Annotated in this window: 24 protein-coding genes and 1 pseudogene; 11 read left to right on the top strand and 14 right to left on the bottom strand. The window is 63.0% G+C overall.

The features are described from left to right. Positions 1–32 precede the first annotated feature (32 nt). From pnp to FQ705_RS25315, 3 genes are all read right to left on the bottom strand, one after another. Positions 33–2,180: a polyribonucleotide nucleotidyltransferase gene (pnp, locus tag FQ705_RS25325; RefSeq protein WP_186307987.1), complete on the bottom strand. Its 2,148-nt coding sequence runs from the start codon at positions 2,178–2,180 to the stop codon at positions 33–35. Positions 2,181–2,520: 340 nt separating this feature from the next. Beyond that, positions 2,521–2,793, bottom strand: a complete 273-nt coding sequence (gene rpsO, locus FQ705_RS25320; RefSeq protein ID WP_144145672.1) for a 30S ribosomal protein S15 — start codon at positions 2,791–2,793, stop codon at positions 2,521–2,523. A gap of 193 nt (positions 2,794–2,986) precedes the next feature. Beyond that, entirely contained in the window at positions 2,987–4,270 is a 1,284-nt protein-coding gene (locus FQ705_RS25315) for a branched-chain amino acid ABC transporter substrate-binding protein (protein ID WP_144145670.1), read from the bottom strand. Between the two features lie 200 nt (positions 4,271–4,470). On the opposite strand from FQ705_RS25315, the gene FQ705_RS25310 reads away from it, so the two are divergent. Next, positions 4,471–5,022, top strand: a complete 552-nt coding sequence (locus FQ705_RS25310) for a hypothetical protein (protein WP_144145668.1) — start codon at positions 4,471–4,473, stop codon at positions 5,020–5,022. Positions 5,023–5,112: 90 nt separating this feature from the next. On the opposite strand, the gene FQ705_RS25305 is transcribed toward FQ705_RS25310, so the two are convergent. The 6 genes from FQ705_RS25305 to FQ705_RS25280 form a co-directional block, all read right to left on the bottom strand. Beyond that, positions 5,113–6,660, bottom strand: coding sequence for a 2-isopropylmalate synthase (locus tag FQ705_RS25305; RefSeq protein ID WP_144145666.1), 1,548 nt, complete (start codon positions 6,658–6,660; stop codon positions 5,113–5,115). A gap of 376 nt (positions 6,661–7,036) precedes the next feature. Then, entirely contained in the window at positions 7,037–7,903 is an 867-nt protein-coding gene (pssA, locus tag FQ705_RS25300) for a CDP-diacylglycerol--serine O-phosphatidyltransferase (RefSeq protein WP_144145664.1), read from the bottom strand. A 24-nt stretch (positions 7,904–7,927) separates the two neighbouring features. Further along, positions 7,928–8,566, bottom strand: coding sequence for a phosphatidylserine decarboxylase (locus FQ705_RS25295; protein ID WP_144145661.1), 639 nt, complete (start codon positions 8,564–8,566; stop codon positions 7,928–7,930). A gap of 141 nt (positions 8,567–8,707) precedes the next feature. Beyond that, positions 8,708–9,724: a ketol-acid reductoisomerase gene (gene ilvC, locus FQ705_RS25290; protein WP_074763518.1), complete on the bottom strand. Its 1,017-nt coding sequence runs from the start codon at positions 9,722–9,724 to the stop codon at positions 8,708–8,710. Between the two features lie 112 nt (positions 9,725–9,836). Continuing rightward, complete coding sequence (gene ilvN / locus FQ705_RS25285; RefSeq protein WP_011487482.1) at positions 9,837–10,328, bottom strand: acetolactate synthase small subunit; 492 nt, start codon at positions 10,326–10,328, stop codon at positions 9,837–9,839. Between the two features lie 124 nt (positions 10,329–10,452). After that, positions 10,453–12,216, bottom strand: coding sequence for an acetolactate synthase 3 catalytic subunit (locus FQ705_RS25280; protein ID WP_144145659.1), 1,764 nt, complete (start codon positions 12,214–12,216; stop codon positions 10,453–10,455). Between the two features lie 353 nt (positions 12,217–12,569). Here FQ705_RS25280 and FQ705_RS25275 point away from each other — a divergent pair, with 353 nt between their 5' ends. The 10 genes and pseudogenes from FQ705_RS25275 to FQ705_RS25230 all read left to right on the top strand — a co-directional run bounded on the left by FQ705_RS25275 (position 12,570) and on the right by FQ705_RS25230 (position 20,044). Next, complete coding sequence (locus FQ705_RS25275; protein WP_144145657.1) at positions 12,570–13,133, top strand: RNA polymerase sigma factor; 564 nt, start codon at positions 12,570–12,572, stop codon at positions 13,131–13,133. Then, positions 13,130–13,558, top strand: coding sequence for a DUF3619 family protein (locus FQ705_RS25270; RefSeq protein WP_144145656.1), 429 nt, complete (start codon positions 13,130–13,132; stop codon positions 13,556–13,558). Before FQ705_RS25275 ends, FQ705_RS25270 begins: the two co-directional genes overlap by 4 nt. Before the next feature lie 16 nt (positions 13,559–13,574). Beyond that, a complete protein-coding gene (locus FQ705_RS25265; protein WP_144145654.1) occupies positions 13,575–14,336 on the top strand; it encodes a DUF3106 domain-containing protein in 762 nt (253 codons plus the stop codon). Between the two features lie 16 nt (positions 14,337–14,352). After that, positions 14,353–14,874, top strand: a complete 522-nt coding sequence (locus FQ705_RS25260; RefSeq protein ID WP_144145652.1) for an RDD family protein — start codon at positions 14,353–14,355, stop codon at positions 14,872–14,874. Between the two features lie 211 nt (positions 14,875–15,085). Continuing rightward, positions 15,086–15,922: pseudogene (locus FQ705_RS25255) on the top strand (UDP-2,3-diacylglucosamine diphosphatase); the annotation flags it as partial. Between the two features lie 29 nt (positions 15,923–15,951). Continuing rightward, positions 15,952–16,983 carry a glycosyltransferase family 4 protein gene (locus FQ705_RS25250; RefSeq protein ID WP_144145649.1) on the top strand — a complete coding sequence of 344 codons (1,032 nt, stop codon included), beginning with the start codon at positions 15,952–15,954 and terminating at the stop codon, positions 16,981–16,983. 20 nt (positions 16,984–17,003) lie between these two features. Then, complete coding sequence (locus tag FQ705_RS25245) at positions 17,004–17,678, top strand: diacylglycerol kinase (RefSeq protein WP_144145647.1); 675 nt, start codon at positions 17,004–17,006, stop codon at positions 17,676–17,678. Between the two features lie 246 nt (positions 17,679–17,924). Further along, positions 17,925–18,650 (top strand): TetR/AcrR family transcriptional regulator, encoded by a 726-nt coding sequence (locus FQ705_RS25240; RefSeq protein ID WP_144145645.1) that lies wholly within the window; start codon positions 17,925–17,927, stop codon positions 18,648–18,650. A 2-nt stretch (positions 18,651–18,652) separates the two neighbouring features. Beyond that, the gene (locus FQ705_RS25235) at positions 18,653–19,237 is read left to right on the top strand and encodes a TIGR00730 family Rossman fold protein (RefSeq protein WP_144145643.1); all 585 of its coding nucleotides are present in this window, start codon (positions 18,653–18,655) and stop codon (positions 19,235–19,237) included. A 60-nt stretch (positions 19,238–19,297) separates the two neighbouring features. After that, positions 19,298–20,044, top strand: a complete 747-nt coding sequence (locus FQ705_RS25230; RefSeq protein WP_144145641.1) for an SDR family oxidoreductase — start codon at positions 19,298–19,300, stop codon at positions 20,042–20,044. Positions 20,045–20,187: 143 nt separating this feature from the next. Here the strand turns inward: FQ705_RS25230 and FQ705_RS25225 are convergent, their stop codons facing one another. The 5 genes from FQ705_RS25225 to sugE all read right to left on the bottom strand — a co-directional run bounded on the left by FQ705_RS25225 (position 20,188) and on the right by sugE (position 25,019). After that, positions 20,188–20,832 (bottom strand): DUF924 family protein, encoded by a 645-nt coding sequence (locus FQ705_RS25225; protein ID WP_144145639.1) that lies wholly within the window; start codon positions 20,830–20,832, stop codon positions 20,188–20,190. Next, the gene (locus tag FQ705_RS25220) at positions 20,825–21,238 is read right to left on the bottom strand and encodes a group II truncated hemoglobin (protein WP_144145637.1); all 414 of its coding nucleotides are present in this window, start codon (positions 21,236–21,238) and stop codon (positions 20,825–20,827) included. The genes FQ705_RS25225 and FQ705_RS25220 overlap by 8 nt, the downstream gene beginning before the upstream one ends. 26 nt (positions 21,239–21,264) lie before the next feature. Further along, positions 21,265–23,853 carry an FtsX-like permease family protein gene (locus FQ705_RS25215; protein WP_144145635.1) on the bottom strand — a complete coding sequence of 863 codons (2,589 nt, stop codon included), beginning with the start codon at positions 23,851–23,853 and terminating at the stop codon, positions 21,265–21,267. Next, entirely contained in the window at positions 23,850–24,461 is a 612-nt protein-coding gene (locus tag FQ705_RS25210; protein ID WP_144145633.1) for a DUF4126 domain-containing protein, read from the bottom strand. Before FQ705_RS25210 ends, FQ705_RS25215 begins: the two co-directional genes overlap by 4 nt. A 237-nt stretch (positions 24,462–24,698) precedes the next feature. Continuing rightward, positions 24,699–25,019: a quaternary ammonium compound efflux SMR transporter SugE gene (sugE, locus tag FQ705_RS25205; RefSeq protein WP_144145632.1), complete on the bottom strand. Its 321-nt coding sequence runs from the start codon at positions 25,017–25,019 to the stop codon at positions 24,699–24,701. Positions 25,020–25,105 lie beyond the last annotated feature (86 nt).

Raw genomic sequence — 25,105 nt, 5'->3', positions numbered from 1 at the left:
TTCGCGCTGCCGGCCGTTACACCGCTACCGCATTACTGCGGCGTCGGTTCGCCTTGCGGCGCGTCGTTCGGCGCGTCGTTCAGCAACGCCTTGGCGGACAAACGCACACGACCCTTTTCGTCCGTCTGGATGACCTTGACCTTCACTTGCTGGCCGTCCTTCAGGTAGTCGTTGATGTCCTTGATACGCTCGTTGGCGATTTCGGAAATGTGCAGCAGACCATCCTTGCCCGGCAGGATGTTCACGATCGCGCCGAAATCGAGCAGCTTGAGCACGGTGCCTTCGTAGACCTGGCCCACTTCGACTTCCAGCGTGATGTTCTCGATACGCTTCTTCGCTTCGGCCATCCCTTCGCTGCTCGTGCTGGCGATGGTGACGACGCCGTCGTCCGAAATATCGATCGTCGTGCCGGTTTCTTCCGTCAGCGCGCGAATCACCGAACCACCCTTGCCGATCACGTCGCGGATCTTTTCCGGATTGATCTTGATGGTGATCATGCGCGGCGCGTAGTCCGACAGCACAGTGTTTGCGCCCGACACAGCCGCAGTCATCTTGCCGAGGATGTGCATACGGCCTTCCTTCGCTTGCGCGAGGGCGACCTGCATGATTTCCTTGGTGATGCCCTGGATCTTGATGTCCATCTGCAGCGCGGTCACGCCTTGTTCCGTACCCGCCACCTTGAAGTCCATGTCGCCGAGGTGATCTTCGTCGCCGAGGATGTCGGTCAGCACGGCAAACTTGTTGTCCTCGAGGATCAGGCCCATGGCGATGCCGGCGACGTGCGCCTTCATCGGCACGCCGGCGTCCATCAGCGCGAGGCAGCCGCCGCACACCGAAGCCATCGACGAAGAACCGTTCGATTCCGTGATTTCCGACACCACGCGAATCGAGTAGCCGAATTCGTCGGCGCTCGGCAGGCAAGCAGCCAGCGCGCGCTTGGCCAGACGGCCGTGGCCGATTTCACGGCGCTTCGGCGAACCGACGCGACCCGTTTCGCCGGTCGCGAACGGAGGCATGTTGTAGTGAAGCATGAAGCGTTCGCGGTACTCGCCTTCGAGCGCGTCGATGTTCTGCTCGTCGCCCTTCGTGCCCAGCGTTGCGACCACCATCGCTTGCGTCTCGCCACGCGTGAAGAGTGCCGAACCGTGCGTACGCGGCAGCACGCCGGTACGGATTTCGATCGGGCGCACCGTGCGCGTGTCGCGGCCGTCGATACGCGGCTCGCCGTTCAGGATCTGCGTACGGACGATCTTCGCTTCGATGTCGAACAGCACGTTGCCGACGGTTGCCTTGTCGGCGGCCGTCGTGCCGCTTGCTGCTGCGTCTTCTTCCAGCTTCGCCGACGTCGCTGCGTAGACTTCCTTCAGCTTGGTCGAACGGGCTTGCTTGTCGCGGATCTGGTAAGCGGCGAGCAGGTCGGCTTGCGCCAGTTCCGCCACGCGTGCGATCAGCGGTTCATTCTTCGCTGCCGGCTTCCAGTCCCATTCCGGCTTGCCGCCTTCGCGAACCAGTTCGTGGATCGCGTCGATCGCGATCTGCATTTGCTCGTGACCGAACACCACGCCGCCGAGCATGATTTCTTCGCTCAGTTGCTGGGCTTCGGATTCAACCATCAGCACCGCGCGTTCCGTACCGGCGACGATCAGGTCGAGTGCCGATTCCTTCATTTGCGGACGCGTCGGGTTCAACACGTATTCGTTGTTGATGTAAGCCACGCGTGCTGCGCCGACCGGGCCGTTGAACGGCAGACCGGAAATGGCGAGCGCCGCCGACGCGCCGATCAGCGCGGGAATGTCAGCGGGAATTTCCGGGTTCAGCGACAGGACATGGATCACGACCTGGACTTCGTTGTAGAAGCCTTCCGGGAACAGCGGGCGCAGCGGACGATCGATCAGGCGCGAGGTCAGCGTTTCGCCTTCCGACGGACGGCCTTCGCGACGGAAGAAACCACCCGGGATCTTGCCGGCAGCGTAGGTTTTTTCGAGGTAGTCGACCGTCAGCGGGAAGAAGTCTTGACCCGGCTTGGCCGTCTTCGCGCCGACCACGGTGGCCAGCACCACGGTGTCTTCGATGTCGACGATCACCGCGCCGCTCGCCTGACGAGCCATTTCGCCCGTTTCGAGGCGGACGTTATGCTGTCCCCACTTAAATTCTTTGACGATCTTATTGAACATAGTCATTGCTTTTCCTCTTCGTAATGCCGCGCGGACCAGAAGCGGCGCGGCAACGCCGGGACCGGCGCCACAGGGGAAGAGGAGTGTTATGCCATTCCAGAGAACCACGCCCTACGTTGAGTACGCGCGCGAACCGCTGGAATGACACAAAGCTCTGCCCTGAAGCCCGGCCATCTTTCTCTTCTTTGCTGCTTTCTTTACTGCATGTACTGCACTGTTTCCGCCGCATGAATCGGCACGCCACTGCGGAGAACAGGCGATGCGCGTCACATGAAGCGCACCGTGCAAAAACAAAATGCCTGCATCAGTGGAACTGACACAGGCATCTTGTCGAACGACTGGCCGATTACTTACGCAGGCCCAGCGCCTCGATCAGTGCGCGGTAACGATCCGCGTCCTTACCCTTCAGGTAGTCGAGCAGCTTACGACGGCGGCTCACCATGCGCAGCAGACCGCGGCGGCTGTGGTGATCTTTCGTGTGTGCCTTGAAGTGAACGGTCAGTTCGTTGATGCGGGTCGTGAGCAGCGCGACCTGGACTTCGGGGGAGCCGGTGTCGTTAGCTGCGCGTGCGAATTGCGCAACGACTTCGGACTTCTTGCTTGTTTCAACTGCGGACATGTCGATTTCCTTGAGAACTGGACAGGCGGTCACGGAAGAAAGGCCGTGCCGTGGGTTACTCCCGCATGTGAATCATTGGCATTCACAGCCATGCCTCACAACGGGACGCATATTGTAGCACAGCCCAAATCCGCCGCGAACCCCGCTGCTGCGGGCGGGACCACGGACGGAGCAGACGCGCGAACGACACCTTCTACGGCCGCTTCATCTTGCAAGTCGTCGGCGGGACGGTCTGCTCGGGCTGCAACGCCAGCACCGTGCGAAAACCGTAGCCGGAGCCTTCGTTATCGAAATGCACGCCGGGCGTGCCGGCTTTGTCCATCTCCATAACATAAAGGGGCTGAATCAGTTGGTGATCGTCGGCACGCATCCACGTGGCGTGGAAGCCGTTGTCGAATTTGAGGCCTTCCAATGCGCGGGCGACGGCCAGCGGATCGGCGGTGCCGGCGCGCGTCATGGCCGCGGCGAGGGTTTCGATCATCAGCGGCATGCGCAGCACCGGATAGTCGTCCTGGGTGGCCGGGAAACGGGCCCGGAACGCGGCATACCAGGCGTCGGAAGCTGAACCGCCGGCGTTCGGATGCCAATCGGCGACCGCAATCACGTGTTTCACGCCGGCGTCGCCCAAAGCGGCGGGCGCGCCGAGACTATTGCCGTAGAACGTGTAGAACCGGGTGTCGAGGCCCTGCTCGCGCGCCGCCTTGACCAGCAGCGTCAGGTCATTGCCCCAGTTGCCCGTAATTACTGCGTCTGCGCCGCTCGCGCGAATCTTCGCGATATAAGGCGCAAAGTCCTTCACCCGGCCGATGGGATGAAACTCGTCGCCGACCACGGCGATATCCGGGCGCCTGGTCGCCAGCGTCGAGCGCGCAAGACTGCTGACGTCGTGCCCAAAGCTGTAATCCTGGTTCAGCAGATAGACCTTCTTCACCGCCTTGTCGCGCTGGATCACCTCGGCCAGCGCGTCCATGCGCATACCGGCGTGCGCGTCGAAGCGGAAGTGCCAGAAGCTGCACGCGGCATTGGTCAGCGCGGGGTCGTCGGCGGAATAGTTGAGGAAAAGCTCGCGGTTGGCGGGCTCGCGGCTGTTCTGCTTGTCGATCGCGCCGATCAGCGCGGCAGCGACCGCCGAGCTATTGCCTTGCATGATGTAGCCGATATGCCGGTCGGCAGCCGCGCGCAACTGGGTAAGCGCTTCTTCGGTGCTGCCCTTGCTGTCCAGCACCACCAGTTCCAGCGGATGCGCACCGTCGGCGAGTTTCACGCCGCCGTGCGCGTTGACCTGCTCGACGCCGAAGCGCAGATTACGCTCCACCGCCGCTCCGGCGTTCGCGAAGGGGCCGGACATGCCTTCGATCAGCGCCAGCTGGATCGGTGCGCCACCGGGTTTGGCTGCGTTCTGTCCCAGCGCGCAGGTCGCTGCGACCATCGAAATCGCGGCCAGTGCCGTCGCCGCCGTTCGTTGCCACTTCGCCATCTTGATTGTCCCGCTCGAACCGTTGAAGCGCGGATCATAGGGCGTTGGCGACGGAATAAGCAAGCCGCGCCAAGCGTTAATGTAGCGGGCGGCCTTTCGTGGACGACGTTTCGCGCGGCGCAGGTCTTTTGCCGCAGCGCGTGTCAAAATAATGCGTCTCGATGATAAAAACCGCTATTCGAATGCCATCGGAGGAATTCATGCTCAACCGCCACCACGCCACGGCGGCCTCGACCGAAGCGCCGCTCGCGCGACGGCTGCGCGGCACCGCGCTCGCCTGCCTGTGCGCGTTAATGCTCGCCGGCTGCGCGCAACCCTGGCAGCAGTTTCAACAAGGCGAGGATCAATCGGCCATCGTCGCGCGCCTGGGTGCGCCGCGCGAAACCTACGACCTGCCCAACGGCGGCAAGCGGCTGATGTGGCCGACCCAGCCGATGGGCGAAACCACTACCGCCGCCGACATCGACGCTGCCGGCAAGATCGTCAACGTGCGCCAGGTGCTCCAGCCCAACGAGTTCTACCGGGCCGAAATCGGTAAATGGACCAGGAGCGACGTGCTGGTGAATTTCGGCCGTCCGGTCGAAACCGCGTACTTCCCGCTGATGAAGCGTGAAGTCTGGACTTATCGCTATCTGGAAGACAACGTCTGGTACATGATGTATAGCTTCTATTTCGACGACCAGGGCATTGTGCGGCTCACGCAAAAAACGCCCGACCCGCTGCACGATCCGGATCGCCGCAGCCTGTTCTGAGCGAATCCAAAAAAAAGCCCCGCGCCGTTCAAGGCGCGGGGCTTTTTATTTACCTGCAGCCACGCCATCGACGCAGCGCACTCGCCTCGCTCATTCCGAACGCTGCGGGTTCAACTTGCTCACGTTCGAGTACAGCTTGTTGAGCGCCGAAATATAAGCCTTTGCCGACGCCGCGACGATGTCCGGATCGGTGCCCACGCCGTTGACGATGCGCCCGCTCTTCGACAAACGCACGGTCACTTCGCCTTGCGCCTGCGTGCCGGTGGTGATCGCGTTCACCGAGTACAGCAGCAGCTCGGAGCCGCTGCCCACTTCGGTTTCGATCGCGTTGAGCGTGGCGTCCACCGGGCCGTTGCCGCGTGCTTCGCCGGTCACTTCCTTGCCTTCTACCGAGAACACGATTTTCGCGTGCGGTTGCTCGCCGGTTTCCGAATGCTGCGACAGCGACAGGAACTGGTAGTGCTCCTTCTGCTGCGCCTCAGCTGATTCTTCGGTCACGATCGAGATGATGTCTTCGTCGAAAATCTCCGACTTGCGATCGGCCAGTTCCTTGAAGCGCGCAAATGCCGTGTTCAATTCGGCTTCGCTATCGAGCGCAATGCCCAGTTCCTGCAGACGCTGCTTGAACGCGTTACGGCCCGACAGCTTGCCGAGCACGATCTTGTTCGCGCTCCAGCCCACGTCTTCGGCGCGCATGATTTCGTAGGTGTCGCGCGCTTTCAGCACGCCGTCCTGGTGGATGCCGGACGCGTGCGCGAACGCATTCGCACCGACCACGGCCTTGTTCGGCTGCACGACAAAACCGGTGATCTGCGACACCAGTTTCGACGCCGGCACGATCTGCGTGGTATCCAGCCCAACTTCGAGGCCGAAATAATCCTTGCGCGTCTTCACCGCCATCACGATTTCTTCGAGCGACGTGTTGCCCGCGCGCTCGCCGAGACCGTTGATCGTGCATTCGACCTGACGCGCGCCGCCGATCTGCACGCCGGCCAGCGAGTTCGCCACCGCCATGCCGAGGTCGTTATGGCAATGCACCGAGAACACCGCCTTGTGCGAGTTGGGGATGCGCTCGCGCAGCGTCTTCACGAGCTGGCCGTACAGTTCCGGCACGCCGTAACCAACCGTATCGGCGATGTTGATGGTGGTCGCGCCTTCGGCGATCACCGCTTCGAGCACGCGGCACAGAAAGTCCATGTCGGAGCGGCTGCCGTCTTCCGGCGAGAACTCGACGTCGTCCGTGAATTTGCGGGCGAAACGCACAGCCAGTTTGGCCTGCTCGAACACCTGGTCCGGCGTCATGCGCAGCTTCTTTTCCATGTGCAACGGCGAGGTTGCGATGAATGTGTGGATGCGGAAATGATCGGCGGGCTTGAGCGCGTCGGCGGCGCGTTGGATGTCCTTGTCGTTGGCACGGGCGAGCGAGCAAACCGTGCTGTCCTTGATGAGGCCGGCGATGGTTTGAATCGCGTCGAAGTCGCCATTCGAACTGGCCGCAAAACCGGCTTCGATCACGTCCACCTTCATCCGCTCGAGCTGTTTGGCGATGCGGATTTTTTCTTCCTTCGTCATCGACGCGCCGGGCGATTGCTCGCCGTCACGCAACGTGGTGTCGAATATGATCAGTTTGTCGGACATGTCGAGTCTCCTGCGGAGTCGTGCAATTGTGGGGATCGGATCTTGGAATTTGTGTGTCTGCGCCACCATGGCGACGCTCAATCGCGGAAGGGGCAGACGGAGGACGAAGTTCGGCGCGGCAGACGGGTGCCGCTGGCGCGTTCAGTGGTGCATCGGCCTGCTGGGATTCGGATTAAAGCTCGCCGTGCAGCAGATCGAGCGAATCCGGAGCGCAGTCATCGACTGACTATAACGACATTCCCGCCAGCGTGCAATTAGCGCCGGACCTGCCTGCAAGGCGTCCAGGAACGATCGTCGAACGGCAAGCGCAAAATGAAAACGGCGGCCCGCAGGCCGCCGTTTTTTCATGTCGCATCGAGTGAGATGGAACCGGACTTTACCGGTCCCGCGCCACCGATCGCGCCGGATTTGCCCGCCCGCGCAGCGCCTGGTAACCCCAGAATGCATAGCCCGAGAGACCGTAGAGCACGAACAGGCCGAACAGCATCAACGGCGGATCGGACGACACCAGCACGAACGCCAGCACCACCAGCAACACCACGCCAAATGGCACGCGATGCCGGACGTCGAGCGCCTTGCCGCTATAGAACGGCGCGTTCGATACCATCGTCACGCCGGCATAAATGGTCAGCACGAAAGCAACCCACGGCAGCCACACCAGCTTGAGCGGCACGCGGTTGTCCGTCGCCAGCCACACGAAGCCGGCGATCAGCGCTGCAGCCGCCGGACTCGGCATGCCCTGGAAGAAACGCTTGTCGACCACGCCGATGTTCGTATTGAAGCGCGCGAGACGCAACGCCGCACCGGAACAGTAGACGAACGCCGCGAGCCAGCCCCAGCGCCCGAGGTCCTTGAGAATCCACTCGTACATCACGAGCGCCGGCGCCACGCCGAACGACACCATGTCCGAGAGACTGTCGAACTGCTCGCCAAACGCGCTCTGTGTGTGCGTCATACGGGCGACACGGCCGTCCATGCCGTCGAGCACCATCGCCACGAAGATCGCGATGGCCGCGACTTCGAAGCGCACGTTCATGGCCTGCACCACGGCAAAGAAGCCGCAGAACAGCGCCGCTGTCGTGAAGGCGTTCGGCAACAGGTAAATGCCGCGTTTTCTCAGAAACTGCTGGCGCTGAGCGCGCCGGCTATCGACAGCCGACAACTCCGCTCCGATCGGCTTGTTGCGGCGAAACGGACGCGGCAGCGGTCCGCTGCTACGGGGTCGACGTTTGAATGCGGCCATTCGGAAAACCTCCTTAGTGCCGCTTTATAGTTCAGCGAGGATCGTGGACGATGCCGACACCTTCTCGCCAATCGACACACGCGGACGGCTGCCCACCGGCAGATACACGTCGACGCGGGAACCGAAACGGATGAATCCATAACGTTGCCCGCGGGTAAGCGGCTCACCCGCTCTCACGTAGCAAAGAATGCGCCGCGCGATCAGGCCGGCGATCTGCACCGAGGTCACCGTCTGGCCGCCGGCCATTTCGATCACCACCGCATTGCGTTCGTTTTCGGTCGATGCCTTGTCCACGGCGGCGTTCAGATACGCGCCCGGGAAATATTCGACCTTGGAGATCGCGCCATCCACCGGCGAGCGTTGCGAGTGGACGTTGAAGACGTTCATGAACACGCTGATCTTCAGCGCTTCACGATTGGCATACGGATCATGCGCGGTCTCGACTGCGACGATACGGCCGTCGGCTGGGCACAGCACCGCGTTGGCTTGCGTCGGGATCGGCCGTGCCGGGTCGCGGAAGAACTGCACGACGAAGATCACGATCAGCCAGAACAGCCATGAAATGCCGAACCCCGCGAAGAAGTGAACCAGCAATGCAACGACGGCCGCGATGGCGATGAACGGCCAGCCTTCTCGCGCGATGATCGGATGAGGGTAATTCATGAATGGCTTCTGTGTTTTTGTAAAACCGTAGGATAGCAAAAGCCGCCCAGGGTTCAGCACCCTTGGACGGCTTTTTGATGGGTCCGGCTAAATTGCAGCAGCGGCGGCGACCCGCCGCACCGGACCAAAGCAGTGACCAGCTTAGTTCTTCGACTGGTCGACCAGCTTGTTCGCGGCGATCCACGGCATCATCGAACGCAGCTTGGCACCGACCGTTTCGATCTGGTGTTCAGCCGTCAGACGGCGGCGCGATTGCAGCGTCGGTGCGCCAGCCTTGTTTTCGATGATGAAGCTCTTCGCGTACTCGCCCGTTTGAATGTCGGTCAGCACGGCCTTCATCGCCTTCTTCGTTTCAGCCGTCACGATACGCGGACCCGTCACGTACTCGCCGTATTCGGCGTTGTTCGAGATCGAGTAGTTCATGTTCGCGATGCCGCCTTCGTAGATCAGGTCGACGATCAGCTTCAGTTCGTGCAGGCATTCGAAGTACGCCATTTCCGGCGCGTAACCCGCTTCCACCAGCGTTTCGAAGCCAGCCTTGATCAGGTCGACCGTACCGCCGCACAGCACGGCTTGTTCGCCGAACAGGTCGGTTTCCGTTTCTTCGCGGAAGTTGGTTTCGATGATGCCGGCACGGCCGCCGCCGTTCGCTGCTGCGTACGACAAAGCGATGTCACGTGCTGCGCCCGACTTGTCTTGTGCGACGGCGATCAGGTGCGGCACGCCGCCACCTTGCGAGTACGTACCGCGAACCGTGTGGCCCGGCGCCTTCGGCGCGATCATGATCACGTCGAGGTCGGCACGCGGAATCACTTGACCATAGTGCACGTTGAAACCGTGCGCGAAGGCGAGCGCCGCGCCTTGCTTGGCGTTAGCGTGCACTTCTTTTGCGTAGACTTCGGCGATCTGCTCGTCCGGCAGCAGCATCATGACGACGTCTGCGCCCTTGACGGCTTCCGCCACTTCCTTGACTTGCAGGCCGGCGTTCTCAGCCTTGCTCCACGATGCGCCGCCCTTACGCAGACCGACCGTGATGTTCACGCCGCTTTCCTTCAGGTTCAGCGCGTGCGCATGGCCTTGCGAGCCATAGCCGATGATCGTGACTTGCTTGCCCTTGATGAGGGAGAGGTCAGCGTCCTTGTCGTAGAAAACTTTCATGTCGGTTCCTTGGCTAAATTCGGTGATAACTGAAAAATTCAAATACTGAGAATGTCGTGTTGCGTGACCGGGCGCCTGAAGCATCGCCCGGCCGTGATCGGGACGTGGCGCGTTACACCTTCAGAATGCGCTCGCCGCGACCGATGCCCGAACTGCCCGTACGGACCGTTTCGAGAATCGCCGTGGCGTCGATCCCTTCGATGAAGGCGTCGAGCTTGTCGCTCGCGCCCGTCAGTTCGATCGTGTAGGTCTTTTCGGTGACGTCGATGATGCGGCCGCGGAAAATATCCGACATCCGCTTCATCTCCTCACGTTCCTTGCCGACCGCCCTCACCTTGATCAACATCAGCTCGCGCTCGATGTGGGCGCCCTCGGTAAGGTCGACCACTTTCACCACCTCGATCAGGCGGTTCAGATGCTTCGTGATCTGTTCGATCACGTCGTCCGAGCCAATGGAGACGATGGTCATGCGCGACAGCGAACGATCTTCGGTCGGAGCCACCGTCAAGGTTTCAATGTTGTAGCCGCGTGCCGAGAACAGACCCACCACGCGTGATAACGCGCCCGGTTCGTTTTCCAGCAGGACTGAAATGATGTGTCTCATGATTCGCTTCTTCCAGATGTTTTGTCGATGTCTGCGAGCGGTGTCGCGCCGCTTCGTCCGCCCTCGCCTTTCTTGAAGGCGTGCATGACGAAGCCAACGCTGCGTTTAACTCAACGCGCCGTCGTTATAGATCTTCCGAACCCATGAGCATCTCGGTGATGCCCTTGCCGGCCTGAACCATCGGCCAGACGTTTTCGGTCGGATCGGTCTGGAAATCGAGAAACACCGTGCGATCTTTCAGACGCAGCGCTTCCTTGAGCGCCGGTTCGACGTCAGCCGTGCGTTCGATACGCATGCCGACGTGGCCGTACGCTTCGGCGAGCTTCACGAAATCAGGCAACGCATCCATGTACGAATGCGAATAGCGCTTGCTGTATTCGATCTGCTGCCACTGGCGCACCATGCCCAGATAGCGGTTATTCAGCGAGATGATCTTCACCGGAGTCTCGTACTGCTTGCAGGTGGAGAGCTCCTGGATACACATCTGGATCGAGCCTTCGCCCGTGATACAGAGCACGTCGTCGTCCGGGTGCGCCATCTTCACGCCCATCGCCGCCGGCAGGCCGAAGCCCATCGTGCCGAGACCACCGGAATTGATCCAGCGACGCGGCTTGTTGAAGCGATAGAACTGGGCCGCCCACATCTGGTGCTGACCGACGTCGGAACACACGAAGGCATTGCCGTCGGTCAATTCCCACGCCTTTTCCACCACGTACTGCGGCTTGATGATGTCGCTCTTGCGGTCGAACTTGAGGCAGTCTTTCGCGCGCCAGGCTTCGATGTCCTTCCACCAGTCGGCGAGCGCCGCGGTGTCCGGGCCATGCTCGGCCGTCTGCAACTGCTCGATCAGCTCCTTCAGCACTTCCTTCACGTCGCCGACGATCGGAATATCGACCTTGACGCGCTTGGAGATGGAAGAAGGATCGATGTCGATATGGATGATCTTGCGCGGCACCGACGAGAAATGCGCCGGGTCGCCGATCACGCGGTCGTCGAAGCGCGCGCCGATCGCGATCAGCACGTCGCAGTGCTGCATCGCCATGTTGGCTTCGTACGTGCCGTGCATGCCGAGCATGCCGAGGAATTTCTTGTCGCTCGCGCGGTAGCCGCCCAGACCCATCAACGTATTGGTGATGGGATAGCCGAGCAGATCGGCGAACTGGTTCAGCTCACGCGAGGCGTCCGCGAGAATGATGCCGCCGCCGGTGTAGATGTACGGACGCTTCGCGCCCAGCAAGAGCGAAACCGCCTTGCGGATCTGACCGGAGTGGCCCTTCGTAACCGGGTTGTACGAACGCAGCGACACGCTCTTGAGCGGCTCGTACTGGCAGGGCGTCTTCGACACGTCTTTCGGAATGTCGATCAGCACCGGGCCGGGACGACCGGTTCGGGCGATATAGAAGGCTTTCTTGACGGTTGCGGCGAGGTCGCGCACGTCCTTCACGAGGAAGTTGTGCTTCACGCAAGGACGCGTGATACCGACCGTGTCGCACTCCTGGAACGCATCCTGGCCGATCGCGGCAGTCGGCACCTGGCCGCTGATCACAACCAGAGGGATCGAATCCATGTAGGCGGTGGCGATACCGGTCACCGCATTGGTGACGCCGGGGCCGGAGGTCACGAGACACACACCGACCTTGCCGGTGGAACGCGCATAGGCGTCGGCAGCGTGGACCGCGGCCTGTTCGTGACGCACGAGAACGTGCTGGAACTTGTCCTGCTTGTACAGCTCGTCGTAAATGTAGAGTACCGAGCCGCCGGGATAGCCCCAAACGAATTCGACGTCTTCGTCGGCCAGTGCTTTCATGAGCACGGTGGCGCCGATAGAGTCAGCTTCAGGATGTGGAGTCGTATCCGACGTGGAGAATTCCGCGCTGGGCATATTCATTGATTCACCTTTCGAATTTTCGGCAAAAAATTGATCGGGTGCTCTCTGCCGGGCTTGTGGCTCGGGTTCAAGCTGCGCGTCCAGTTGACAGGTGAGCTTCTTGGGCCACACCTCAATTGAGACAAGTCACTTGTGTTGCGAACCAGCGACGATATCTGCTGAAGCCCGCGCGGTCAAGCAAATATTGCCTCGCCGCCCTGCTTGCTGAACCCGGCAATTGACCGCAAGCTTGTTATAGAGATGCAAGGTGCATCACGTTTTGCCCCAGCGACGCAAAAGTTTGTTAGCATCCGCGAGTTTTACGACATTTTTCGACCGATTACGCGCACGCTCGCTGCGCCGACCCCCAACGGATGGCATCAGACAAGGAACTCGCCGACTTTTTGGCGGGCGTCGAAAGGCGCGCATTCAAGCAGACGGTCTACGCCGTGCGGGACGATGACGCCTCGCTCGATATCGTGCAGGACGCGATGATCAAGCTCGCCGAAAAATACGGCGACCGTCCTGCGGCTGAACTTCCCCTCCTGTTTCAGCGTATTCTGCAGAATGCGATGCACGATTATTTCCGTCGTGCCAAAGTACGCAATACGTGGATCAGCCTGTTCTCGTCGCTTGGCAACGCCGACGACGACGAATTCGACCCACTGGAAACATTCGAAGCCCAGCAGGGCTCGGCGGGCTCCGAGAGCAACGAACAAAAACTCGAACGCGAACAGGTTCTGCAGTTAATCGACGACGAGATCCAAAAGTTACCGGCACGTCAACGGGAGGCGTTTCTCATGCGTTATTGGGAAGATATGGATGTCGCCGAGACTGCCGCCGCGATGGGCTGCTCCGAAGGTAGTGTGAAAACGCACTGCTCGCGGGCCACCCACACGCTGGCGATAGCGCTCAAGGCTAAAGGAATCACGCTATGAGCTCCCTGGAAACCAAAGAACTCGAGTTCGGCCGGCAAATGCGCCGCGCGCTCGACGAAACCGCCGCCAGCATTCCCTCCGCCACCGTCGATCGACTCGCCGCGGCGCGACGTGCCGCGCTCGCCCGCAAGAAGCCGGAAACGGTGAGCGCGCCGGTTTTCGTGCCCGCTCTGGCCGGCGCCGGCATGGCCGGCGGCATGCCGCCGGTCGAACTGCCGCAGCGCCACCGCTCGCCGCTGCGCCGCTTTGCGATCGCCTGGCCGCTGGTCGCGCTGGTCGTGAGCCTCGTGGGTATCGCCTACTGGGAGGACCAGCAGCGCACCGCCGAACTCGCCGATATCGATGCCGCCATGCTTAGCGATGACCTGCCGCTCAATGCCTATCTCGACCACGGTTTCAACGCGTACCTTTCACGCGCCCACTGAGCGGGAGATTTTTCGGGTGAGTTACAAGCGCGGCCTGGCCGTTGTTTTCGGATGCACGATCGCGGCCCTGGTGTCGTTTGCCGCGACTTATCCGCGCTTTTACCCGACCTCCGCGACTGCCAGCACACCTGCTGCCGGCGGCACCGCCACGGCCAAAGCACCCGCCCCGACGCTCGCCGTCGAATTGCCGGATCTACCGGGCAGCAAAAGCCCCCTGGCGTGGGGCCGCCTGAATTCGGCGGAGCACATCGCGCTCGCGCCGTTCGAATCCCAGTGGGATTCGTTCAGCGAAGAACGCAAGCGCAAATGGATCAAGATCGCGTCGCGTTACCCGAAGATGTCGCCCGATGCGCAAAAACGCCTGCATGACCGCATGACTGAATGGGTTCGCATGACGCCCGATCAGCGCCGCGTCGCACGCGAAAACTATCAGGTCTCGAAGGAACTACCGCGCGAAACGCGTCAGAACGCCTGGAAGGCTTACCAGCAGTTGCCCGAAGAGCAAAAAGAACGGCTTGCCGCCAGCGAACGCAAGCGGCGGCCGAGCGTCGTCAGCGCGCCGCCGTCGGTGCGCAACGAAATCAAGGGCATCGACCGGCTGGTCAATGCACGCGAGCATGGCGCGAGCGGCGCCGCGGCAGCAAGCGCAGCCGCCGCCGCGACGTTGCCGAGCCCGGCTGCCACCGTGCCGCCGATTCCGGCCGCGGGCAGTTTCGTGCCCGCCACGCCGCTGCCGGTGTCGCCGGCCGAGGCGCCGTCGATCTTCAACGGTTCCTGATCCTTTTTAGGTCACTGTGTCCCAACCGCTCACGACCCCGGCATTGCCCGTCGAATCCGCCGGGACCGCGCCCACCGTCCGACGACGCCTCGCCGCCCTGCTCTACGAAGCCGTGATCCTGTTCGGCGTGGTGTTCATCGCCGGCTATCTGTTCAGCACGCTCACCCAGCAACGCAACGGTTTGACGCACCACGATCTGATGGCGGCATGGATCGGTTTCGTGGTCGGCCTGTATTTCGTGTGGTTCTGGACCCACAGCGGCCAGACCCTGCCGATGAAAACCTGGCGCCTGCGGGTGATCTCCGCCGACGGCTCTCCGCTCTCCACCGGACGCGCCATCGTCCGCTACGTGCTGGCCTGGCTATGGCTCCTGCCGCCGCTCGCGCTGCACCCGCTGCTCGGGCTGAGGCTGCCGCAAACGCTGCTGGTTGCGGGCATCTGGTTCGTACTGTGGGCCGCCACGGGACGCTTCGATCCGCAGCGCCAATTCCTGCATGACCGGCTCGCCGGTACGCGCGTCATCAGCGTGCCGAACTGAATTTCCCCCGCCGCAACATCCGCAGTAATAAGAACTTCTCATGACTGTCACGGCATAGTCACGCGCGCCAGGCTCAATACGGGCACTGCAACTCGACGCGTGAGCCATGGACCCCAAAACGTCCGCGACTTCCCTGTTCCGCCAAACCGGCCCGAGCGTCGACCCCGTCGCGTTCCACCCGGAACCCAATCGTAGTCACGGCCTGCCGTTGCCCGCGGCGCCCGTTCCGCTCGACACGCAAGCCGATCATTCCGACGACGACCACGCCGAGCCGCATCGCTACCGCACCATCTGGCTGTCCGACATCCATCTCGGTTCGAGTGGCTGCCAGGCGCCCTATCTGCTCGATTTCCTGCGCCACAACGAGTCGGAGTATCTGTACCTCGTCGGCGACATCATCGACGGTTGGCAGCTGAAGAAAGGCTGGTACTGGCCGCAGGCGCACAACGACGTCGTGCAGAAAGTGCTGCGCAAAGCGCGCAAAGGCACCCAGGTGATCTACGTGCCCGGCAATCACGACGAAGCTGCGCGCCAGTTCTGCGACCTCGCGTTCGGCGACATCCACGTGCGCGGCGAGGCGTTTCACACGACGCTCGCCGGCAAGCGCCTGTGGATCGTGCACGGCGATCTGTTCGACGGCGTGATCCAGCACGCCAAGTGGCTCGCCTACCTCGGCGACACGCTCTACACGATGATCCTGGTCCTGAACCGCTGGTTCAATCGAATCCGCAGCCGGTTCGGTTTTCCCTACTGGTCGCTCTCGCAATACCTGAAGCATCAGGTGAAAAACGCGGTGAATTTCATCTCCTCGTTCGAACGCGTGATGACCGACGAGGCGCGCCGCCGCGGCTGCGACGGCGTGGTCTGCGGACACATCCATAAAGCCGAGATACGCGATATCGACGGCGTGCTGTATTGCAACGACGGCGACTGGGTCGAAAGCCTCTCCGCGCTCGTCGAGACGTACGAAGGTGAACTCAAGTTGATCTACTGGACCGTGATGCGCGCCCCGGAAGTCGGCGTGCAGAAGGCCCGGGAGACCGCGTAGTCCGTCTTAACCTCAATGGGCCGAAACCGATGAAGATCATGATCGTCACCGACGCATGGGAGCCGCAGGTCAATGGCGTGGTGCGCACGCTGAAAAACACCACGCGCGAACTGAGCGCGCTCGGCCACCAGGTCGATCTGCTCACGCCGCTCGAATTCAAGACGATCCCCTGCCCGACCTATCCTGAGATCCGCCTGTCGCTGATGCCGCGCCGCAAGCTGCGCGCGCGGATCGACGCGTTCGCGCCCGACGCGCTGCACATCGCCACGGAAGGCCCTCTCGGCATGGCCGCGCGCGCTTACGCGATCAGCCACAAGCTGCCGTTCACGACCGCCTATCACACGCGTTTTCCGGAGTACGTGCAGGCCCGTTTCGGCATTCCGATCGCCGCTACGTACAAGTTCCTGCACTGGTTCCACAAGCCATCGCTCGCGGTGATGGCGCCGACGCCGGTGGTCAAGCAGGACCTCGAAAAATTCGGCTTCACCAATGTCGTGTTGTGGACGCGCGGCGTCGATCTGGACATTTTCCACCAGATGGACTCGAAGGTGCTCAACACCGCGCGGCCGATTTTTCTGTACGTCGGCCGCGTCGCCGTCGAGAAAAATGTCGAAGCGTTTCTCAAGCTCGATCTGCCGGGTTCGAAGTGGGTCGCCGGTGAAGGTCCGGCGCTGGCCGAACTGAAATCGCGCTATCCGGAGGCGAATTATCTCGGCGTGCTCAAGCAGGCCGAACTGGCGAAAGTGTATGCAGCGGCGGACGTGTTCGTGTTCCCGAGCCGCACCGACACCTTCGGGCTCGTCCTGCTCGAAGCGCTCGCTTGTGGCACGCCGGTTGCCGCTTACCCCGTCACCGGCCCGATCGACGTGCTGGGCGACGGCGGCGCCGGCGCGATGCATGAAGACCTGCGCGAAGCCTGTCTCGACGCGTTGAAGATCGATCGCAACCACGCGCGCGCGTGGGCCGAACGCTTCTCGTGGATGGCGGCCTCCGAGCAGTTCGCCTCGCATCTCAAGCCGCTGCCGCGCACGTCGTTTCGCGAGGAAAGCGCCGCCGCGTGAAGCGGCGCGCCGAGCCGTCCATGCGAAACCGACCTTCCCCCGCGTCGCGGGCGTCGAATGGCGCGCTGCGCGCCGTCGACGCTGACGGCGACACCACCAGCATCGAACCGTTCGACGACGTCAGCGAACCCGGCACGCACAATCATGCGGATCACGCGCGTGGTTTGAACGGCACGCATGGCGTACAGCGTTCGGGCGGTGCAAACAGCAGCGGCCACGAAAGCGGCCGCAGCAACGCGAGCAACGGCGACACCCAGCACGAGCCGCTCAGCCCCGACGACCCGCTCGCGCCGCTGCCCTTCAATCCCTACAAGGGCAATCGCGGCCTGACCCGCGCATGGCACGCGATGAAGAATTCGCTCGCCGGATTTCGCGTCGCGATCCGCGAAGAAAGCGCGTTTCGTCAGGAACTCACGCTCGCGGCGATCCTGATTCCGTGTGGCGTACTGGTGCCGGTCGAGCCGGTGTCGCGTGTACTGTTGCTCGGCTCGGTGCTGCTGGTGCTGATCGTCGAGTTGCTGAATTCGAGTGTGGAAGCGGCGATCGACCGGATTTCGCTCGAACGTCACGAACTGTCGCGGCGCGCGAAGGACCTCGGCAGCGCGGCCGTGATGGTCGCGCTCGGCATGTGTCTGATGACGTGGGTGTTGATCGTCGGGCCGCTCGTCGTGCACTGGGTGAAGGCGTGGCTGTAAGGGCCCGCGCGTAGCCGAAGGAATGAAAACCCTGAGTATCCGCTTGGTGTAAGAACGGTCGGTTTATAATCGTCCGACAGTCTCACGGGAAAACGCTGGGCCCTGCCCGGTTTTCCTGCCTTGATAGGGGGCCTGTTGCGTAGCGACAGGTCCGGAGGCGCTCACTATACCAACCGCGTCCGGGTGGATCACGCAGCAGCGCCATGCCGCCGCGCGCCCAGCCCGGCGTAACCAGGGCCGGACGACATGGAAGCCAAACCTCCCCGCCGCACGCGCGAACGGATTCTCGAACTGTCGTTGAAACTGTTCAACGAAATCGGCGAGCCGAACGTCACGACGACGACGATTGCCGAGGAAATGGAAATCAGTCCAGGCAACCTGTACTACCACTTCCGCAACAAAGACGACATCATCAACAGCATCTTCAGCCAGTTCGAGCAGGAGATCGAAAAGCGTCTGCGTTTCCCCGACGACCACCGCGCGACCATCGACGAAATGTGGTCGTATCTGCAGTACATGGTCGACTTCACGTGGCGTTACCGTTTCCTGTATCGTGACCTGAACGATCTGCTGGCGCGTAATCGCACGCTCGAAACGCACTTCAAGCAGATCATCACCCACAAGGTGCGTTTTGCCAGTCAGTTCTGCGAGCAACTCGTGGCCGACGGCGAAATGGTCGTCACGCCCGAAGAACTGCACGTGATCGCCACCAACGTCGGCGTGATCGGCACTTACTGGCTGTCGTACCAGTTCGTGATGAACCCGCGCAAATACAACGAGCAGGAAGCGATTCGCGCGGAGTTGCATCAGGTGAGCGTGCAGATCGTCTCGCTGATGGCGCCTTATCTGCGCGGCCGTTCGCGGCAGATTTTCGACGACCTCGTGTCGGGCAAGCTGCCCAAGCGCGAGTTTTACGACTACCTGCCGCCCAAGGAAGGCGCTGCGCCCCGCAACGAACCGAAGGACGTTTGAGCATGAAGTCGGTGTGTGTGTATTGCGGCTCTGCCAACGGAGCCAAACCTCTGTATGCCGAAGCCGCGCGCGCCTTCGGCCGTGCTCTGGTCCAGGCCGATCTCGCGCTGGTCTACGGCGGCGGCAAGGTGGGCCTGATGGGGGTGATCGCCGACACGGTGATGGCCGAAGGCGGCCGCGCGATCGGCGTGATTCCCGAACTGCTCCTCAACAAGGAAGTGGGCCATAAAGGCCTGACCGAATTGCACGTGGTGCCCGACATGCATCATCGCAAGAAGATGATGGCGGATCTGTCCGATGCGTTCGTCGCGATGCCGGGCGGTGCGGGCACGCTCGAAGAGCTGTTCGAGGTCTACACGTGGGCGCAACTCGGTTATCACCAGAAACCGGTCGCGCTGCTCAATATCGACGGCTTCTACGACCCGTTGATCAGCCTGCTCCAGCACACGGTGGAGGAAGGCTTCATGCGCCAGACCTATTTCGACATCCTGCAAATAGATGCCGATCCCATCGCGCTGATTGGCAAGCTGCAAGGCTATCAGGCACCGGTCGCTGACAAATGGGCCGTCAAACGCGACGAAGTTTGAACGGCGCAGGATCGCGACCCGCCCGGTTCTGAGCCGGGCGCTACACCACACGAGACTCCCATGACGAAAACCGTTCTGATCACCGGCGGCAGCCGGGGCATTGGCCGCGCGAGCGCACGTTTGCTGGGCGCGCAGGGCTGGTCGGTCGGCGTGAACTACGCGCGCAATCTCGCTGCCGCGCAGGAGACCGTGGCGGAAGTGGAGCGTGCCGGCGGCCGCGCGTTGCCGATTGCCGGCGACGTCGCCAGCGAAGCCGATGTGATCGCCATGTTCGACACGCTCCAGCAGCAGTTCGGCAAGATCGATGCGCTCGTCAACAACGCCGGTATCGTCGCACCGTCGATGCCGCTCGCCGACATGGACGTCGCGCGCCTCAAGCGCGTGTTCGACGTCAACGTGCTCGGCGCGTATCTGTGCGCGCGCGAAGCCGCGCGGCGGATGTCGACGGATCGCGGCGGCGCGGGCGGCGTGATCGTGAATGTTTCGTCGGCGGCGTCGCGCCTGGGCTCGCCCAATGAGTACGTCGATTACGCGGGCTCGAAAGGCGCCGTCGACACGATGACGCTCGGCCTCGCCAGGGAGCTCGGCCCGCGAGGCGTGCGCGTGAACGCGGTGCGGCCGGGTCTCATCGACACCGAGATTCATGCGAGCGGCGGCAAGCCCGAGCGCGCCGCGCAGCTTGGCGCGAGCACGCCGCTGGGCCGCGCCGGCACGGCCGACGAAGTGGCACAAACCATCGTCTGGCTGCTCAGCGATGCGGCGTCTTACGTGACGGGCGCGCTGCTCGACGTGTCCGGCGGCCGTTGAGCACGACACGCCCGCTCGAAAACGGAGCGACGCGATTTCTCGACATGATCGACAAATCTGCACGTTTTCTCTGTGATCGTCCGCAATAATCCGGCGCCTGGATCGTTGCGGATTGCACAGGAGAGGCTTCGCGCAGCGCCAGACTAGAACGATGAACCGCGCGTGCGAAGAAAAGCCGTTTCTTCGTCAGTCGAAATGCGCCCCAGCGCAGCGTTGCGATGAGGAAAGCGTCCGAAGCGCTCGATGATTCGAGCGTGCCGCACCGCCGACGAGTAGTACGACGCGCCGCCCGGCTCCGCTTGCAACTGCTTGAAGAGGCGCAACGATTCGTGCTGGCTGGCGAGCGTTTCGTCGTGCTCGAAAGGCAGATAAACGAACGCGCGGTGATGTGCATCGGGCAGCCGCCGATCCGCCCCATCGGCGATCATCTGTCGCGCGACCTGCAGCGCTTTGTGATCGGCGGCGAAAGCGCGCGCCGTATGGCGATGGCAGTTCCGTGAGAACTGGTCCAGCACGATCACGAGCGCCAGTGCGCCTGGCGGCGTTTGCGCCCAATCGTCGAGTTGACCTTCGAGCGCCCTGTCGATCAGCGCACCGAAGCGCTCGCGCAACAGCGCGTCGAACGCTGCGTCGCGGGCGAACCAGAGCTTGCGCTCCCGGCCGTAGGTCGCGGAATCCGGTGCGCCGAACCAGCAGTCGAGCAAGGCGCGGGCTTCGGCAGGCAGCGCGGCCTGTTGCGCCGTGCCCGTGCAGGGCGGCAGGTCCGCCCCGCTCGCCTCGTCAGCCATTCCGGTTGCGCATCCAGTCGGCCGTTTCGAAGAAAGAACCGAGCAGACGCTCGCGCAATGGCTCGTCGAGGCCGATGTCTTCCATCGCCCACGCCATGCAGCGCAACCATTGATCGCGCTCGCTCGACGCAATCGCGAACGGCATATGCCGCGCCCGCAAGCGCGGATGCCCAAAGCGGCTGATGTAGTGATCCGGGCCGCCCAGCCATCCGCACAGGAACCAGAAAAACTTGTCGCGCGAACCGTCGAGCGATTCGGGATGCAAGGCCCGAATCCCGGCGAAATCCGCTTCGAGATCCATCAAGTCGTAAAAACGGTCGACCAGTTCGCGCACCCGCGTTTCGCCGCCCACCAGATCGAAGGCCGTCGGCTGCGCCGTGGTCACTTCGTCGTTCAGATCACTCATACCTGCTCACCAACCAGAAAGAAAAATCACGCATCCCGCAGCGATTGCAACGCGGGCCGCGCCAGCACATGCCGCAAGCTCAGCCAGCCGCCGACACCGGCGCAGGCAACCCCGGCGGCGATACCCGCCGGCAGCATCCACGGATCGAAGCTCAGATAAAACTCGAATACGCGCGTGGCCAGCACATAGCCGATCGCCTGCGCACCGAGCGCCGCCATCAGGCCCGACAACGCGCCGACCGCGACGAATTCGGCAACCTGCACCGCGCGCACCTGACGATGCGATGCCCCGAGCGCGCGCAGAAGCGCGGATTCTCGCATACGCTCGTCGCGCGTACCGGCGAGCGCCGCGTACAGCACCAGCACGCCCGCCGCGAGCGTGAACGCGAACAGGAACTGCACCGCGCCGATCACCTGCTCCAGCACGCGCTGCACCTGCGCGAGGATCGGGCCCGTGTCGATCGCGGTGAGGTTCGGATAGGCGGCGATCAGCCCGTCGATGGTCGACTGCTTTTCCTGCGGCAGATGGAAGCTCGTGATGAACGTCGCCGGGAAATCCTGCAAGGACGCGGGCGGCATCAGCACGAAGAAATTGACCTTGAAGGAACCCCAGTCGAGCTTGCGCACGCTGGTGACCGGCGCATCGATCTGCAATCCGGTAACGTCGAAACGCAGCACGTCGCCGGGCTTCACGTTGATCAGTTTGGCGAGCCCCTGCTCGATCGAGATCTGCGGCGTCTTCGTGTCGCCGTACCAGTTGCCGGCGGCGATGCGGTTGTCGTCGGGCAACTCGGTCGTGTACGAAAGATTGAATTCGCGGTCCACCAGACGCTTCGCGTCGTCGCCCTTGAACGAATCCGGATTGACCGCTTTGCCGTTGATCGCCGTCAACCGGCCGCGCACCATCGGCGCCAGCACCGTGCCCGGCAAACCGTGCGCGTCGAGATACTGCGTGACCACTTCGCGCTGATCGGGCTGAATGTCGATGATGAACTCGTTCGGCGCATCGGGCGGCGTCGATTTGCGCCAGCCGGCCACGAGGTCGTTGCGTGTCATCGCGATCAGCAATAAACACATCAGGCCGATGCCGAGCGCCGTGATCTGCAACGCGCTGGCACTGCTGCGCCGTTCGAGCGAGGCCAACGCATAACGCCAGCCAATGCCCGCATTCACGCGCTCGCTGCGCACCACGCGCGCCGCGCCCCACAAAGCCACTCGCGCGATGCAGGCAAACACCAGCAGGCCGCCTGCGAAGCCGCCTGCGACGATCCCGCCCAGTTTCAACTCGCCCGCCGCGACGATCAGCAGCGCGGCGAAGAGCACGATGCCGAGCGCGTACGCGGCCCAGGCGGTGCGGCCGGCTTCGCCCCATTCGCGGCGCAGCACGCGCACCGGCGGCACACGCGTGAGCGGCAGCAGCGGCGGCAACGCGAAACCCAGCAGCAGCACGAGCCCGGCCGCGATACCTTCGAGCGCGGGCCAGGCTGTCGGATAAGGCAGCGCGACGTCGATCAGACTGCCGAGCCACGTCAGCAACGCGAGATGGCCGAGAAAACCCAGCGCGACACCCAGCGCGCCGCCGATCAAACCGAGTCCGACGAATTCCAGCGTGAACAGCGCGCGCAGCGTCGTCTGGCTGACGCCGAGGCAGCGCATTGCCGCACAACCGTCGAGATGGCGACGCATGTAGCGATGCGCGGCCATCGCGATTGCCACGGCCGCCAGCAAGGCGGTCAACAACGAAACCAGCGTGAGGAAATGGCTCGCGCGGTCGAGCGTCTGGCGCACTTGCGGCTGGCCGTCCTGCAGGGATTCGAGCGCGACGCCGCGCATCTTGCCGCCATCCACCCTGTCGTGCGCGAACTGGGCGAAGCGCGCCACCGCCGCGTCGGTGCCCGCCACCAGCAGCCGGTACGTCACGCGGCTGCCGTAGGCGATCAGGCCGGTCGAGGGGACATCGTCGGCGCGCAGCATCAGGCGCGGCGAAAAATTGACGAACGAGAAGCCGCGATCGAGCTCACGGGTGATCAGCGCGGCAATCGTGAAGTTGCGGCTGCCGACCTTGACCGTGTCGCCGATACGCAGCTTCAAGGCGTCGAGCAGTTGCTGATCGACCCACACGGTGCCGGGCGCCGGAATCGATTGCGCCGGATGGTCGGCCGCCCCGGGCGCCGAGGCGATGCGCAACGCGCCGCGCAACGGATAACCGGGCGACACCGCCTTGATCGCGGCGAGACGCGAGACCGGCTGGGCGCCGGTCGAGTTGATCATGCTGGGAAAGATCGCCGTGCTGGCGGTGTTCAGACCGAGCGCCCTGGCCTGTCCGGCGAATTGCGGATCGACCGGATGATCGGCTCGCACGATGAAATCGGCGGCGATCATGCGCCGCGCGTCGCGCTCGAGCCCTTGATGCAAGCGGTCAGCCAGAAAGCCGACGCTGGAGAGTGCCGCGACGGCCAGCACCAGCGCCAGTAGCAGCATCGTCAACTCGCCCGCGCGCCAGTCGCGCGCCGTCATGCGGATGGCCTGGCGCACCAGATCCGCGCCGCCCAACCGGCGCGCGGGTTGCGCGTGCGCCGTCGCGTTCGACGTGTTACCCCGTGCCGTATCGCTCAATCGTGCCTGCTCCTGGCAAAGCGCGACACCATATGGGTCGCCATGCCGCGAAAACCGCCCTGCACGCCGCGCCACAGTCTCGGCAACGCCCAGCCGGCCAGCATCAGGAAGCCCACCATCAATACGAGGAAGAGCAGCGGCACGAACAGCGCGAGCAGCATGCCGCCGAACACGAGGCCGTCTTCAGCGGTCGAGGTCACTACATTCGAGACCGGTTCCGGCGACAGGTTGATCAGCGCGCGCGTGCCCGCTTTAGCCAGATGCGCGGTGCCCGCCAGCGTGCCGCCCGCGAGCGCGGCGACGGTCAGCAGCGCCGGATCGGCATGGCCGAGCGCGCCGGCGGCCAGCACGGCGCCAGCCGGAATGCGGATGAAAGTGTGAACCGCGTCCCATAAAGAATCGAACGCGGGGATTTTGTCGGCGAGGAATTCGGTGACGGTCAGCACGCCCGCCACGCCGATGACCCAAGGCGAAGCCAGCGCGGAGAGCGTATCGGGCAGGTGGACGAGGCCGAGACGGGCGAACACACCGGCCAGCAGAACCGTCAGATAGAGGCGCAGACCGCTGCCCCACGAGAGGCCCGCAGCGAGCGAAAGAGATTCAAGCATGGCCGCCTCCAGGCGCGCTGTGCGTGCCGGGCGCTTCGACGGGCAAATGCAGGGGAAGCGCCGCGACGAAGTCGTCAGACCCGCGCCAAGCCGGCCGCGCCAAATGGGCCGCGGGCAATGTCAGGTTGGATTTGATCTCATTATAGCCACGTTAATTCGCAGAACGCAGAGACGTGGACATTTGGCGCAATCTGACGGCGATTTCCAACGGGACGCGGCGCGCAAACCACCGCAGGCTCAGTGCCCCGACGACAGCTTCAGCCCGATCAGTCCGATCACGATCAGCGCCGCGCTGGCGACTCGCGCGACGGTCAAAGCCTCGCCCATCATGACAATGCCGAAGATGAACGCGCCCACGGCACCGATCCCCGTCCAGACGGCGTAGGCGGTGCCCAACGGCAACTGGCGCATGGCGACGGCCAGCAGCGCGAAACTGCCGAGCGCGGTCACGATCGTGAAGACGGACGGCCAGAGGCGGGTGAAACCTTCGGAAGTTTTGAGACCGGCGGCCCAGGCAACTTCGAGCAAACCAGCAATCAATAGAAGAATCCAGGACATGAGACAGCTCCATGGTCAGATGGGGCCGTCCCCGTTCGTATCGGATGCGTAAGGTCGTCCTTACGGTCTGTAATTATATCAAAAAG

Source organism: Paraburkholderia sp. BCC1884, assembly GCF_900996225.1.
Classification (GTDB): domain Bacteria; phylum Pseudomonadota; class Gammaproteobacteria; order Burkholderiales; family Burkholderiaceae; genus Paraburkholderia.
This window is presented reverse-complemented; position numbering and strand designations above follow the sequence as displayed.

What these genes read in the sequence shown, in the direction of transcription:
- FQ705_RS25210 (WP_144145633.1), bottom strand. Translation starts at nt 24,461, where the DNA reads ATGCTTGAATCTCTTTCGCTCGCTGCGGGCCTCTCGTGGGGCAGCGGT.
- FQ705_RS25280 (WP_144145659.1), bottom strand. Translation starts at nt 12,216, where the DNA reads ATGAATATGCCCAGCGCGGAATTCTCCACGTCGGATACGACTCCACAT.
- FQ705_RS25305 (WP_144145666.1), bottom strand. Translation starts at nt 6,660, where the DNA reads ATGTCCGACAAACTGATCATATTCGACACCACGTTGCGTGACGGCGAG.
- pssA (WP_144145664.1), bottom strand. Translation starts at nt 7,903, where the DNA reads ATGGCCGCATTCAAACGTCGACCCCGTAGCAGCGGACCGCTGCCGCGT.
- FQ705_RS25240 (WP_144145645.1), top strand. Translation starts at nt 17,925, where the DNA reads ATGGAAGCCAAACCTCCCCGCCGCACGCGCGAACGGATTCTCGAACTG.
- ilvN (WP_011487482.1), bottom strand. Translation starts at nt 10,328, where the DNA reads ATGAGACACATCATTTCAGTCCTGCTGGAAAACGAACCGGGCGCGTTA.
- pnp (WP_186307987.1), bottom strand. Translation starts at nt 2,180, where the DNA reads ATGACTATGTTCAATAAGATCGTCAAAGAATTTAAGTGGGGACAGCAT.
- FQ705_RS25250 (WP_144145649.1), top strand. Translation starts at nt 15,952, where the DNA reads ATGAAGATCATGATCGTCACCGACGCATGGGAGCCGCAGGTCAATGGC.
- FQ705_RS25245 (WP_144145647.1), top strand. Translation starts at nt 17,004, where the DNA reads ATGCGAAACCGACCTTCCCCCGCGTCGCGGGCGTCGAATGGCGCGCTG.
- ilvC (WP_074763518.1), bottom strand. Translation starts at nt 9,724, where the DNA reads ATGAAAGTTTTCTACGACAAGGACGCTGACCTCTCCCTCATCAAGGGC.
- FQ705_RS25310 (WP_144145668.1), top strand. Translation starts at nt 4,471, where the DNA reads ATGCTCAACCGCCACCACGCCACGGCGGCCTCGACCGAAGCGCCGCTC.
- FQ705_RS25270 (WP_144145656.1), top strand. Translation starts at nt 13,130, where the DNA reads ATGAGCTCCCTGGAAACCAAAGAACTCGAGTTCGGCCGGCAAATGCGC.
- FQ705_RS25220 (WP_144145637.1), bottom strand. Translation starts at nt 21,238, where the DNA reads ATGAGTGATCTGAACGACGAAGTGACCACGGCGCAGCCGACGGCCTTC.
- FQ705_RS25315 (WP_144145670.1), bottom strand. Translation starts at nt 4,270, where the DNA reads ATGGCGAAGTGGCAACGAACGGCGGCGACGGCACTGGCCGCGATTTCG.
- FQ705_RS25275 (WP_144145657.1), top strand. Translation starts at nt 12,570, where the DNA reads ATGGCATCAGACAAGGAACTCGCCGACTTTTTGGCGGGCGTCGAAAGG.
- FQ705_RS25295 (WP_144145661.1), bottom strand. Translation starts at nt 8,566, where the DNA reads ATGAATTACCCTCATCCGATCATCGCGCGAGAAGGCTGGCCGTTCATC.
- FQ705_RS25230 (WP_144145641.1), top strand. Translation starts at nt 19,298, where the DNA reads ATGACGAAAACCGTTCTGATCACCGGCGGCAGCCGGGGCATTGGCCGC.
- FQ705_RS25225 (WP_144145639.1), bottom strand. Translation starts at nt 20,832, where the DNA reads ATGGCTGACGAGGCGAGCGGGGCGGACCTGCCGCCCTGCACGGGCACG.
- rpsO (WP_144145672.1), bottom strand. Translation starts at nt 2,793, where the DNA reads ATGTCCGCAGTTGAAACAAGCAAGAAGTCCGAAGTCGTTGCGCAATTC.
- sugE (WP_144145632.1), bottom strand. Translation starts at nt 25,019, where the DNA reads ATGTCCTGGATTCTTCTATTGATTGCTGGTTTGCTCGAAGTTGCCTGG.
- FQ705_RS25235 (WP_144145643.1), top strand. Translation starts at nt 18,653, where the DNA reads ATGAAGTCGGTGTGTGTGTATTGCGGCTCTGCCAACGGAGCCAAACCT.